The 12,562-nt window shown below is 60.9% G+C and carries 12 protein-coding genes; 4 read left to right on the top strand and 8 right to left on the bottom strand.

The features are described from left to right. Positions 1–37 precede the first annotated feature (37 nt). The 5 genes from AC1DNW_RS29160 to AC1DNW_RS29180 all read right to left on the bottom strand — a co-directional run bounded on the left by AC1DNW_RS29160 (position 38) and on the right by AC1DNW_RS29180 (position 6,468). Entirely contained in the window at positions 38–2,176 is a 2,139-nt protein-coding gene (locus AC1DNW_RS29160; RefSeq protein WP_477855211.1) for a beta-galactosidase, read from the bottom strand. A gap of 18 nt (positions 2,177–2,194) precedes the next feature. Then, positions 2,195–3,337 (bottom strand): ABC transporter ATP-binding protein, encoded by a 1,143-nt coding sequence (locus tag AC1DNW_RS29165; RefSeq protein WP_477855212.1) that lies wholly within the window; start codon positions 3,335–3,337, stop codon positions 2,195–2,197. Between the two features lie 52 nt (positions 3,338–3,389). Continuing rightward, on the bottom strand, positions 3,390–4,241 hold the full coding sequence (locus AC1DNW_RS29170; protein ID WP_477855213.1) for a carbohydrate ABC transporter permease: 852 nt from the start codon (positions 4,239–4,241) through the stop codon (positions 3,390–3,392). Further along, positions 4,241–5,125, bottom strand: a complete 885-nt coding sequence (locus AC1DNW_RS29175) for a carbohydrate ABC transporter permease (protein WP_477855214.1) — start codon at positions 5,123–5,125, stop codon at positions 4,241–4,243. The genes AC1DNW_RS29170 and AC1DNW_RS29175 overlap by 1 nt, the downstream gene beginning before the upstream one ends. 68 nt (positions 5,126–5,193) lie before the next feature. Next, on the bottom strand, positions 5,194–6,468 hold the full coding sequence (locus tag AC1DNW_RS29180) for an ABC transporter substrate-binding protein (protein ID WP_113299488.1): 1,275 nt from the start codon (positions 6,466–6,468) through the stop codon (positions 5,194–5,196). A gap of 172 nt (positions 6,469–6,640) precedes the next feature. Between AC1DNW_RS29180 and AC1DNW_RS29185 the strand changes: the two genes are divergently transcribed. Next, positions 6,641–7,831 carry an ROK family protein gene (locus AC1DNW_RS29185; protein ID WP_477855215.1) on the top strand — a complete coding sequence of 397 codons (1,191 nt, stop codon included), beginning with the start codon at positions 6,641–6,643 and terminating at the stop codon, positions 7,829–7,831. A gap of 90 nt (positions 7,832–7,921) precedes the next feature. Here AC1DNW_RS29185 and AC1DNW_RS29190 read toward each other — a convergent pair whose 3' ends face one another. Then, positions 7,922–9,772: an ABC transporter transmembrane domain-containing protein gene (locus AC1DNW_RS29190; RefSeq protein ID WP_477855222.1), complete on the bottom strand. Its 1,851-nt coding sequence runs from the start codon at positions 9,770–9,772 to the stop codon at positions 7,922–7,924. Positions 9,773–10,040: 268 nt separating this feature from the next. Here AC1DNW_RS29190 and AC1DNW_RS29195 point away from each other — a divergent pair, with 268 nt between their 5' ends. The 3 genes from AC1DNW_RS29195 to AC1DNW_RS29205 are packed head-to-tail and all read left to right on the top strand — an operon-like array spanning position 10,041 to position 11,524. Next, positions 10,041–10,805: a heme ABC transporter permease gene (locus AC1DNW_RS29195; RefSeq protein WP_477855216.1), complete on the top strand. Its 765-nt coding sequence runs from the start codon at positions 10,041–10,043 to the stop codon at positions 10,803–10,805. Next, positions 10,805–10,960: a heme exporter protein CcmD gene (locus tag AC1DNW_RS29200; RefSeq protein ID WP_477855217.1), complete on the top strand. Its 156-nt coding sequence runs from the start codon at positions 10,805–10,807 to the stop codon at positions 10,958–10,960. Before AC1DNW_RS29195 ends, AC1DNW_RS29200 begins: the two co-directional genes overlap by 1 nt. Continuing rightward, the gene (locus AC1DNW_RS29205; RefSeq protein WP_477855218.1) at positions 10,961–11,524 is read left to right on the top strand and encodes a DsbE family thiol:disulfide interchange protein; all 564 of its coding nucleotides are present in this window, start codon (positions 10,961–10,963) and stop codon (positions 11,522–11,524) included. Between the two features lie 39 nt (positions 11,525–11,563). Here the strand turns inward: AC1DNW_RS29205 and AC1DNW_RS29210 are convergent, their stop codons facing one another. Both AC1DNW_RS29210 and AC1DNW_RS29215 read right to left on the bottom strand, forming a co-directional pair. Next, positions 11,564–12,256: a CBS domain-containing protein gene (locus AC1DNW_RS29210; protein ID WP_113312075.1), complete on the bottom strand. Its 693-nt coding sequence runs from the start codon at positions 12,254–12,256 to the stop codon at positions 11,564–11,566. Between the two features lie 75 nt (positions 12,257–12,331). Beyond that, the coding region (locus tag AC1DNW_RS29215; protein WP_477855219.1) for a cytochrome c-type biogenesis protein at positions 12,332–12,562 on the bottom strand (231 nt) is incomplete at its 5' end.

Raw genomic sequence — 12,562 nt, forward strand, 5'->3', positions numbered from 1 at the left:
CCTGTCGGGCCGACGGCGTTTCCGGCCGCGGTGTGTTTCAGGAGAGCTGCACCACGGCGCAGCCGTAACCGTCGAGCGCGAGCGTGCCGTCCACCGGCTTGCCTGCGTCAAGAAGATCGGCGCCAGCGGGAACTCGAGCGATCGTGGCGGGCTTGTCCGTGTAGTTCTGGATGAAGAGAAGACGGCGATCCTCGTTCATGCGCATCGTCACCTCGACACCCTCGGGCAAGTCGGCGATCAGCGGCTCGATCCCGGCATCCCCAAACAAGCGTTCCGACAACGCCTCCGTCAGATCGGGCGTCAGATAGGTGCCGAGATAGACGACGCGGCCCTTACCGACCTTCCTGGATGTGGCCATCGGCGTTCCGTCGGCGTAGCGGTTGGACCAGACGGCGATCGCATCGACATCATCATCGACGCTCAGGTTTTCGTAGAAATATCCGGCCGTCAGCTCACGATTGCCGATCTTGAAGCGGCGCTCGCGCCTATGGGATTCAGCGGGCCTGTTCGGCGGCACGACCAGGCCGCCGGATCGCTCCATGACCTCGAACAGGCCCTTGGCGCCAGGGGCCGCAAGCCGGCCGAAATCTTCCACCCGCACACCCGTCAGCTCCGAAAGTGACGTTCCGGGCGCCGTCTGCCTGATCACGTGATTGTTCTCATCGCGCGTTCCCGTCCGGGCGCCGAACACCACCGTGCCACCCTGCTCAGCGAACGACTTCAGGCGCTCCGTCCATTCGTCCTTCCACATGACCCAGTGCGGTACGTAGAGGAGTTTCAGCTTCGAGAGATCGTCTTCGGGATGAATGAACCCGCAGGCGATACCCCGATCGTAGCAATATTGATGCAGCAGAACGGCGTCGTCCTGAGGGCTCGGCAGACCGATCGGATAGGTCTTGTGCGCCTCCTGATTGTCGAAATCCGATCCGGCAATGCCGACGTCCATGCGCACATAGGTGCCGAGGATCCTATCCTGCAGCGCCGTCATCTCGGTGGCGAAGCGCTGTGCTTCGTCATAGCGATGGCGCGGGACGTCGTCGTGATCGATGATCCCCATCCAGTAGATCTCGGCGCCGAAATGGGCAGGCCGCCAACGGAAGAACATCAGCCCGTCGGCGCCGCGCGCAACGGAGGACATCGCCATGCGGCGCATTTCTCCGGGCTCCGGCGTCAAGGTGCAAAATCCCGGCTGGCTGCCGAAACTGGATTGCTGTTCGGGGACAATATAGTTGCCGGAAAAGCCCCGGCAGATGTCGAGATGGAGCGCCTGCACTTTGGCGTGATTGCCGATACGCTGAAACTCGTCGTAGAGCATCGGATAGATGTCGTAGCCGACGAAATCGAGATCGGTCGTGAACTGTCCACGGAAGTCGATATCCCGCAGGCCGCCCAGATTGTGGAAGACGAACCAGGACGGTTTGACGGCACGCAGGATTTCGACCTGATCATGCTGGAAACGCGCCGTCGCGAAGGCCAGGAAGCGATGGTAGTCCTGCATATGGCCGGGGCTCGGGAACGTCGGCCCGAAATCGATCGGCAGCACCACCTGGTCGAAGCTCTGGTAAGCGGTCGCCCAGAAATCCCCTCCCCAGGCGTGATTGAGCTTGTTAATCTCGCCGTACTTCCKGGCGAGAAAGACCTGAAACTCGCTGAGCGTCGCCTTTGAAAAGCTTTCCGGCATGCTGGTGTTGAGTTCGTTGTCGGTCTGCCAGCCGACGACACGTGGATTGTCACGATAGTGCTCGGCCATCGCTTTCGTGATGCGCCGGCTGTGCTCGCGAAACACCGGACTTGCAGTGTCGCAGTGCTGGCGCGACCCGTGGCTCATCGGCCGGCCCTTGCCATCCACCCTCAGGATCTCGGGATGCGCGACGGTCAGCCAGCGCGGCGGTGTGGCCGTCGGCGTGCACATGATCGTATCGATGCCATGCTTTGCGAGGACGGCGATTGCCCTGTCGAACAGATCGAAATCGAAACGTCCGAGTTCAGGTTCGAGAATATGCCAGGCAAATTCCGCCATCCTGACGATATTGAAGCCGGCTTTAGCCATGCGCTCGGCGTCGCGCTCCCAATAGCTCTCGTCGACATGTTCGGGATAGTGCGGAGCGCCAACGAGAAAGCGGTTGGTCTTGACCGGATTCCAGGCKGAGATTTTTGCTGACTTGTTTTCAGACACGGGCGTCTATCCTGATACTTATTTGTCGATGATTGCCTTGCGGGCGCTGATCGTGCGACCGTCAGGCGCGAAGAGATAGAGTTCGGCAGCGTCGAGTTTCAGCGTCACCGGCTGGTCGGCCTTGAACGGCGCGACATAACTGAGCTGAATGGTGATGTTTCCGGTTCCGCTCTCCGATGCGACGGTGCTCAGGTCGCCGGCGTCGACATAGAGGATCGTTTCACGGCCGAGATGCTCGACCAGGCGAACGATGCCGGACACCGCGCCATTCTCTGCTCCATCCGTGACCACAGAAATGTTTTCCGGCCGCACGCCGAGCGTCAGGCTCGTACCCTTATGGAGCGCAGCAGGGTCTGAGAGTTCGACCGTCGTAGGCGCCAGCCCCGGGGCGGAAACCCTGACCTGCCGGCCCGAGACCTCGTCCACCGTGACGGATAGGAAGTTCATTCTCGGAGCGCCAAGGAAACCCGCCACGAACAGGTTGTCGGGATTGCGATAGAGTTCGAGCGGCGATCCGACCTGCTCGATCACGCCATGGTTCAAGACTACGATGCGGCTTGCCATGGTCATGGCTTCGACCTGGTCGTGGGTCACGTAGACCATGGTCGCGCCGAGTTCGGAATGCAGGCTGGACAGTTCGACCCGCATCTGCGTGCGCAGCGCCGCATCGAGGTTCGACAGCGGTTCGTCGAACAGGAAGACATCCGGCGAACGGGTGATTGCACKACCGATCGCGACGCGCTGGCGTTGTCCGCCCGACAATTGCTTCGGCCGCTTCTCGAGCTGATCGGTAATCCGAAGGATCTTCGCCGCGCGCGCTACCGCCGCATCGATCTCCGCCTTCGGTCTTTTCGCCATGCGAAGGCCGAAGCCCATGTTTTCGGCGACTGTCATATGTGGATAAAGGGCATAGGACTGGAAAACCATCGCGATGCCACGGTCACCCGGCTCCTCGCGGCTGACGTCGCGCCCGTTGATGAGGATCTGACCAGAGGTGATGCCTTCGAGACCCGCGATCGTCTTGAGCAGGGTCGACTTGCCACAGCCGGACGGACCGACCATGACGATGAACTCGCCCTCTTCCACCGAGAGATCGATCCCTCGCAATGCGTGGTAGGCACCATAGTTCTTGTTTATCTGTCGCAGTTCGAGGCTGGTCATGCTTCCTGGCTCTCTGCTTTTGAAGATCTGATTTCCGGATTCCTGAGTGCGTTCATCCTTTGACCGCTCCCATCGTCAGGCCGGCGATGAAGTGTCGCTGCATCAGGAAGAACATCACCACGGGCGGGACGGCGACGACGATCGTTCCGGCCGAAATGAGGTTCCAGGCCGAGACCCATTCGCCGCGCAGGTTGGCAAGGCCGGCGGTCACCGGTTTGACGGAATCGCTCACCGTCAGCACGACCGCCCAGAAATAATCGTTCCAGATGAAGGTGAAGAGGAGGATGGTGAGTGCTGCCAGCGCCGGCCGGACGAGAGGAACCGCAACATGGATGAGCGTCTGGAAAGGCGAGGCTCCCTCGGCTCTTGCCGCCYGAAACAGTTCATCGGGCAGTGCGGCGATGAAGTTGCGCATGAAGAGCGTCGCAAAGCCGGTCTGGAACGCGACATGGAAGATGACCAGCGCCGTCGTCGTATCGATCAAGTCGAGCCGTACCATCAGGTCGCGCACCGGGATCATCATGATCTGGTGAGGAAGGAAGTTGCCGCCGACGAAGAGCGCGAAGATGAGCATGTTTCCTGGAAAGCGGTATCGCGAAAGCACGAAGCCGGAGAGCGTGCTCAGGACCAGGACGCCGATCACCGAGGGTATCGTGATCGTCAGGCTGTTCAGGAAATATTGCGCCATCGGCGTCTGGGTGAAGACGGCGGTGTAGTTGTCGAGGAGGCCGAACTCGGTCGGCCATCCCCAGAGATTGCCGCCCATCACGTCCGCGGTCGATCGAAACGACGTCAGGATGATGGCGAAGAGCGGGCAGAGCCACAGGAGAAGGACGGCCAGTACGGCCAGGAAATAGAAGCGGCGATGCCAGACGGCCGTCTCGGGAATTGGACGAGGATACATCAGCCGCCCCTTTCTTCGGTGCGGACGATCCGCGACAGATACCAGACGATGAATACCGCCATGATCACGAACAGGACCGATGCGATCGCCGCGCCATATCCGAAGCGGTAGGAGAAGATGGACTGCTCGAACATCTGGTAGGCGAGCACTGACGAGGAGCCGAAAGGTCCGCCTCGCGTCATCACCGACACCATGTCGAAGGATCGAAGAGCGCCGACGACGGTGACCGCGATCGCGATGAACGTGACCTGCGTCAGTTGCGGAAGAACAATGTGCCGGAGCATGTTCCATCCCTTCGCGCCATCGACACGCCCGGCGCCGATAAGCTCCTCGCTCAAGTTGTTGAGGCCGGCGAGATAGAGCACCATGCAGAAGGTGATCTGCGGCCAGAGGGCTGCGATGACGATCGCGAAGGTGACGAAATGTTCGTCCGAAAGCACGGCAGGCGCGGTTGCCCCAAATGCCCTGAAGATCAGTGCAAGAAGCCCGAACTCCGGTGTGTAGACCCAGGTAAAGACCACGCCGACAGTGACGGAGGCGAGCACGAGCGGAATGAAGAAGAGCGACTTCAAAAAACGCATGCCGCGGATCTTCTGGTTGACGAGCAGCGCGATCGCCAGCCCGAGCGGCGGCGCGGCCATGAACATCACCAGCCAGATCAGATTGTTCTTCAAGGAGGTGTAGAACTGCGGATCGTTGTAGAGTTCGACATAATTGCCGAAACCGATCCACGTCATCGGACCCATTCCATCCCAGTCGTGGAGACTGATCCAGAGGCTGCGGACGGCCGACAGCAGGATGACCGTGAAGAACAGGATCATGGCCGGAGCGATAAGCATAGTCGGGGTGAGCCACCAACGCTGGCGGCGCCATAACATCAACATTGTCCAGAACCTCATGGAGGATAGAAGGAGCGGAACCGCGGTTCCGCTCCTGGTCGCCGGGAGGAGAACTAGATCTTGTAGATACGCTTGCGGGTACCTTCGAGGCGCTGCAGGATCGCCTGACGGCGGTCGGGTTTGGCCATGAACTCCTGGAAGCCCACCAGACCTGCCTGCGCCATATCCGGGTCGCTGTCGCGGTCGTAATATTGTGAGGTTCCCTTGACCTGTTTCAAGGACTCAACCGCGGCATTGACCAGTGGATCCTTGCTTGGCGGCAGGTCGCTGCGTGGCGGCACGTTACCACCAGGCTCCAGATAGGCTGCGAGATTTTCCGGCTTGTAGAAATAGGCCAGAAATTCGCGCGCACCCTGCTTGTTCTTGCCGTTCGTCGGAATATGGACCGAGTTCAGCGAGAATTCCTCGAACCGGGGGACCTTGGCATCGAGGGTGGCAAAAGGAGCAAAGGTCAATTGCGGCAGATCCGCGTCCGTGAAGGCGGAGCGCAGGAAGGCACCGAGGTTCATCATCCCTGCCTTTTTCTGCGCGAGCAAGGCTGCGGCTTCCTGCCAGCCGAAAGACGTGTGGTTCTGCGTGAAGACCTCTTTCTTGATCATGGCTTCCCACTGATCGAAGACCGGCGTMAGGGCGGGATCGAGATAGCTCATCTGCCCGTCCATCAACGCCATGTGCTTGTCGAGACCGTTGATGCGAAGATTCATCTGATCGAACCAGCCGGCAGCCGGCCAGAGCTCCTTCGTGCCCATGGCGACCGGTGTCAGCCCGGCGGCCTTGGCCTTGTCGCAATAGGCCGAGAATTCGTCTGCCGTCGTCGGTACTGTCAGCCCGTTCTGATCGAAGACATCCTTCCGGTAGAACATGCCCCAGAGCGTGCCGCCGGTGGGCAGACCGTACTGCTTGTTGTCGACCGTAACCGCGCCCGTGCTTGCGCCGAGAACGTCCTTGTATTTTTCCTTTTCGAACAGATCCGAGATGTCATCGAACAGGCCTCGCTTGACGAAGGCCCGCATGCGATTGCCCGAGAACCAAAAGCAGACATCCGGCGCACCTGCCGTCAGATAATTGCGGATCGCCGTCTTGTGGGCCTCGTGGTCCATATTGTTGATGACGACCTTCGTACCAGCCTGCTTGCCGAAATCCTCGGCGATCTTCTTCAGCGCTTCGAGCCCTTTGCCGTTGCTTTCAGCTGAGATCACGTTGACTTCCTGTGCCTGAGCAATTGCCGGGATCGGAAAGCCGCCTGCGACCGCGGCCGCAGATACCATGCCTGCGCCCTTCAGAAAGGTGCGGCGAGTGGTCGACGAAAAATGCTTGGAAAATGCCATTGAATTCCTCCCAGTTGAGCAGATCAACACGTCCCGGCGGCCGTCCTCCACAACGGGGACGCCGGGCATTCAACGTGTCGATCTCCACATTCCGAGTTGATCGACGAGGCAAAGTTATGCATAGATCAGGAAGCGTCGCAATAGTTTATTTACAAAATAAAGGAACTCGGCCGTGAAGCTCAAAGGTGACCAGACGACTGCCAGGGCCATGAACCGCCGTCTGATCTTGAACCTGCTCAGGCAGGAAGGGCCCAAAAGCCGTGCCGAGTTGGCAACGATCACTCAGCTCAGTCCGSCAGCCGTCACCTTCGTCGTCGGTGATCTCGTGGAGGAAGGCATCGTCGCCGAGGGAGAGGCGGTTTCCAGCTTCACCGGTCGTCGTCCCATCCCCGTGGAGATCAATTACGGGCACGGGCTGGCGATCGGCTTCAAGCTCATGGCCGATACGGTGGAATGCGTCGCGACCGACCTGGCGACGAGCCCTCTCGCCGCCATCAGGATCCCGATGCCCAGCCGCGCACCGGATGATGTCGCAGACCTGCTGGCCGCAACGGTGCCGAGGCTCATCAGGCTTGCGGGACGCACGCATGCCAAGCTTACAGGCATCGGCATATCGATGCCGGGCGTCATCAACAACGAGCAGACGATGTGCATCAGAAGCCACCGCTTCGCTTGGGACAACGTTCCGCTGGCATCCCTTCTCGCCAATCGTGCGAATGTTCCCGTCTGGCTCGAGGACGATACTAACGCCTACGCCATCGCACAGCAGCTGTTCGGCCTCGGCCGGCAGCATCGCAACATGGCGGTGCTGGCGGTCGGCGTCGGCATCAGCTGCGCCCTCGTCATCGAGGGCAAGCTCTATCGCGGCGCCAATGGCGCAGCCGGCAAGTTCGGACATACGCTCTACGAGGAGAACGGCCGCCTCTGCGAATGCGGCAAGCGCGGCTGCCTGATGGCCTACCATTCCGAGGCCTCGATGTTGCGGCGCTGGCGTGAGGCGACGGGTGGGGGCCAGGATCTGGGCACGCCCGAGTTGCGCCAGGCGCTTGCTGCAGAGGATCCGACGGCTGTCCGGATCGTCGAGGATTCAGGGCGCAGTATCGGAACGGCTCTCGCCAATCTCGTCAACGTGACGGATCCGGAAGTGGTCGTGGCGGGCGGAGAAGCTGTTTCACTCGGCGAACACTTTCTGGCGCCTCTGCAGGAGGCCTTGGCACTTAGAACCTTCAGGATGCCACCCCCCATTCTTCCCGATTGGGAGGACAATTCATGGGCACGCGGCGCCGCAGCGTTGGTAACGCAGAAGATGTTCGATTTCGAATCGGTCGGAGGCGTCACGAGACCCCTCCAGTCATTCGGATAGACGGCTTCCGTAGCGGGCGGCGACCGGGCCGAGAATGAATGATCTCACCCACGACGCCGGTCCCTGATGGGGCGGTCGACTAGGCAACGCTCACGCCGCATCATGCTCCAAGGCTGCCGACCCCGAGAGATCGAACTGCAATTCGGCAAGCTTGGAATATGCTCCGCCCTTACGGATCAACGTGGCGTGCGTCCCCTCCTCGATCACCCGGCCGCCGTCGATCACCAGGATTCGATCCGCCTTGAGAACCGTGGCAAGCCGATGCGCGATGACAATCGTCGTGCGGTTGCACATCAATTCGTCGAGCCCCCTTTGCACCAGCATTTCGTTTTCGGCGTCGAGAGATGCCGTGGCCTCATCCAGCAAAAGGATCGGCGCGTTCTTCAGAACGGCACGGGCGATCGCAAGCCTTTGCCGCTGACCGCCCGACAGGGTGAGACCGCGCTCGCCGACCACGGTGCGATAGCCGTCCGCCAACTCGGAAATAAATCCGTGCGCCCTTGCCGTGGTCGCTGCAGCCGCGATCTCGTCCTCTGACGCGTCAGGTCTTCCGAGACTGATATTTTCTGCGACGGTCGTCGCGAAGATGGTCACATCTTGCGGCACGATGGCAATTTCCCCTCGAACTGCAGCGGTGGCGGTTGTGCGCACATCGCAGCCATYGAGCGAAATGTCGCCGGAATAATCCTTGTAGAAACCGAGCAGCAGCGAAAAGACCGTGCTCTTGCCCGAGCCGGAGGCACCCACAAGCGCGACTGTCTCGCCGGGCCGGACGCTCATCGACAGGCCCGCGAGGACTTGCCTGTCCGGAGCTCCCGGATAGGCAAAATGCAGATCCCGGATTTCGATCGCGCCTTTTGCGGGTTGGCCGAGCGGAGCGCGTGACACCGGGTCGCGCTCGCCGGCATCTTCATCGAGCAGTTCGAAAAGACGTTCGGCGGAACCTGCCGCCTGCGCCAGTTCACCCCAGACCTCAGATAGCGATCCGAGCGATCCGGCAGCAATGACGGAATAGAGCAGGAATTGGCTCAGGCTGCCCGCCGACAGCGTTCCGGATAGCAGATTGTGAGCACCGATCCAGAGAACCCCGACGACGCTTCCGAAAATCAGCGCAATGGCAACAGCGGTCAGGAGCGCGCGCGATCGGGCGGCAAAGACGGCACTGCGATAGGACGCCTCGACGTCATCAGCATATCTCTCGCTGGCCGCCGCCTCCCCGTTGAAGGCCTGCACCGTCCGACTTCCGGCGATCATCTCGCTGGCAAAGGCGGACGCGATCGCAAGAGCGTCCTGGGCTGCACGCGATTTTTTGCGAACCGAGCGGCCGAATAGGACAAGCGGCGCGACGACGAGCGGGATGGCACCCAAAATGATGGCGGAAAGTCCCGGGCTCGTGACGAACATCATCACCAGCGCACCGAGACACAGCAACGAATTGCGCAGGGCCACCGATGCGGCGAGGTTCAATGCGGACTTGATTTGCGCGGCATCCGCCGTCAGCCGCGATGCGATGTCGCCGGATTTGTTGGCGTCAAAAAAGCTCGCCGGCAAACGCGTTACGTTGCGGAAGGTTTTCACACGCAGGTCGCTGACGATGCGCTCGCCAAGCGTCGTAACGAAATAATATCGGCAAGCGCTTGCGACGGCGAGTGCGACTGCAAGCGCAAGAAGCATCAGGAAATAGCTGTTGACGAAGCCACCGTCGGACTGTCCGAAACCGTGGTCGATCATCCGGCGGACGGCCATCGGCAGTGCAAGCGAGATCATAGCCGCCGCCGCCAGCGAAACGAGCACCAATAACAGCAAGCCCCGGTGAGGCCGCAACAGGGGCAGCAACCGGACGAGGCCGGAGACATCAGGCCTCTTTTTTCCGGACCGCGGTCGGGAGCCTGCAGTCACGTCGGTGGGAGGAGCGGCAGATCGGTCGTGCGCGGCAATCATCAAGGTGAGGGTCTCCTGGACTGGAATGCCTCCTTTTTGGCACTGGCGCGGCGACAGTCTTTGACCGCGATCAATTACCGGTCGGTTCCGCCGGAGCCTTACCGCGGCAGAAGGTTCCACCAGTATGTCGCGATAAGCCCTGCTGCACCCCACAGCCGGGCCTGGATCGTGCTAGCGGACGGGCGAAACGACAGGCGCATGACCGCCCCACCGGTCGCAGTTTGATCCGCGTCAAATAAACCGACGGTGCTAGACGCTAGAGCGAGCCATGACCTACGTTAGACGCATCAAAGATATCATCACCGGGCTAGCGCAGCCCGCCAGATTCCTGGAACTGGCCGATCGGGCCCTGCCTGGACTTTCGATCATCACTATTCTCTGTTTCGCTGTTGGACTTTATCTGAGTTTTGTTTCCGATGGCGATTACCAGCAGGGTGACACCGTCAGGATCATGTATGTCCATGTGCCCGCGGCATGGATGGCGATGCTCTGCTATACGGTGATGACCGCAAACGCCATCGGCTCCCTGGTATGGCGCCATCCACTTGCCGATGTCGCTGCGCGCGCCGCCGCACCCATCGGCGCCGCCTTTACCTTCGTGTCGCTCGTCACAGGCGCGATTTGGGGCAAGCCGATGTGGGGAACCTGGTGGGTGTGGGACGCACGCCTGACCTCGATGTTCGTGCTTTTCCTGATGTATCTCGGTCTATTGGCGATCAACCGTGCAATCGACGAGCCGACGCGCGCCGCTCGTGTTACGGCGGTCCTCGTTCTCGTGGGCTTCGTCAACATTCCGATCATCAAGTTCTCGGTCGACTGGTGGAACACATTGCATCAGCCGGCGAGCGTGCTCAGGCTGGATGGCCCTGCTCTGAATATCGAATTCCTTCGCCCGCTCCTGACAATGGGCCTCGCCTTCACAGCACTCTTTTTCACCCTCCACATGGCCTCGATCAGGAACGAGATCTGGCGGCGAAGACTCATGTCGCATCATCGCTTGGCCGCACGGGCCGCAATGCAAAGGGAGAATTGATGACACATCAGGACTATGTGCTGGCAGCCTATACGGTCGCATCCACCGTCATGATCACCATCAGCGCGATGACTTGGTTTCGCGGCCGTACCTATCGCCGGCAGGTCGAGGCGCTGGCGAAAATCAGGCATCGCGCGCGGCGCGAGGTCCGCTAGGTGCGCCCCTATCTTCTGACCGCCGTGCCGCTGCTCGTATTTGTGGCAATTGCCGGAGCCGCCGGGCGCATGCTTTATCGGCAGGCGGTGGAAGGATATTCGCCCTCCGCCCTCCCTACCGCACTGATTGGTCAGGCACATCCTGCGATCGATCTGCCGCCGCTTGCCGGGTTACAGTCTCCCGGACTTCAGGATAGCGGGCTTTCCGGCCAGGTCGCGATCGTCAACGTGTTCGCATCCTGGTGCATCCCCTGCCGGCAGGAACATGCCGCGCTCATGCAGCTATCGAAGGACACGCACATCAAGCTGATAGGCATCAATTACAAGGATAACAGCAGCAACGCTCTGGCCTTCTTGCGCGACAACGGGAACCCCTACGCAGCGGTCGGCGTCGATCCGACCGGCAGGGAGGCGATCAACTGGGGGGTCTACGGCGTGCCGGAGACCTTCGTCATCGGGCGCGACGGCCGCATCCTGTTCAAACAGGTCGGCCCGCTCGACGAAAAGGCCCTGTCGGCAGGCATCGGTCCCGCTCTCGACAGGGCGTTGGCTGCCGGCAACTGACCGGAAGCCCTCGTCTACAGCTGGCTCGGCGACTTCACCTCAAGCCTGTTGCGACCGCTTGTCCGGATCTGAATCTGCTGCAAGCTGCAATCGATCAAGGCAGCCTCCCGATCCGAGATTCTCGACGAGCGCCAGTACGGCACGGCGCTGCAAGTCGGTTTCCACATTTCCTTCGAGTGTGATCTGCCCGTTATGGACGGAGACGCGGATCCTCTGCGGCGTCAGGCCGAGATCGTATTTCAGGCGTGCGCGAACCGCGAGCAGGATCGCGCCATCCTCGCGCGGCAACCTGAGGGTCGGCGCATCTGTTATCAGAGCGAGGATATCGCGCCGGCTGACGATCCCCGCGAGCCGTCCGGCCTCAACGATCGGAATACGCTTGATGCGATGGACCTCAAGGCTTTCGGCAATATCGGAGACCTCGCTGTCCGGGGTGGCGACGATAACGTCGCGTGACATGATATCCCTGACGGACCAGCCATTGCCGCGAATGTAGCGGTCAAGATCGACGTCGGAGGTAATTTCCGTGTTACGCGCGATGCGCGGCGCAAGCCGGATCTCCCGACGCAGCAATAGATCGCCTTCAGTCAGAATCCCGCAGACCCGCCCTTCGTCGTCAACGACAGGCAGCCCGCTGATATTGTTTTGCATCATCACCGCAACGGCATGGCGGATCCCTGCCGCAGGGCTGATCGATACCACATTGCTCGTCATAATGTCCTTGGCCTGCATGCGTGCACCTCCCTTTCCGGAAACATCTGGTACCATGAGAGTAGGATGGCTTGGACGAACCGACCTTGACCTCCGTCAAAGTCGCGATGTCGGATCCAGCAACTCGGCGAGCCTTGCCTGCTCTTCGGCGGTGAGTTTGCTGCCGGTGGGCTTGCCGGCCCGCTTGCGGGCAAAGACGACGAGCGAGGCACCGCCGGCGAGGATCAGCAGCACCGGCGCACCCCAAAGCAGCAGCGTGCGCACACTGACGCGCGGCTTCAGCAGCACGAACTCGCCATAACGCGAGACGATGTAATTCAGCACCTG

It is taken from the genome of Rhizobium sp. 05L429, assembly GCF_056397645.1.

Bases quoted from the DNA above. Each gene is read 5' to 3' on its own strand.
- AC1DNW_RS29210 (WP_113312075.1), bottom strand. From the start codon at position 12,256: ATGCAGGCCAAGGACATTATGACGAGCAATGTGGTATCGATCAGCCCT.
- AC1DNW_RS29175 (WP_477855214.1), bottom strand. From the start codon at position 5,125: ATGTTGATGTTATGGCGCCGCCAGCGTTGGTGGCTCACCCCGACTATG.
- AC1DNW_RS29195 (WP_477855216.1), top strand. From the start codon at position 10,041: ATGACCTACGTTAGACGCATCAAAGATATCATCACCGGGCTAGCGCAG.
- AC1DNW_RS29200 (WP_477855217.1), top strand. From the start codon at position 10,805: ATGACACATCAGGACTATGTGCTGGCAGCCTATACGGTCGCATCCACC.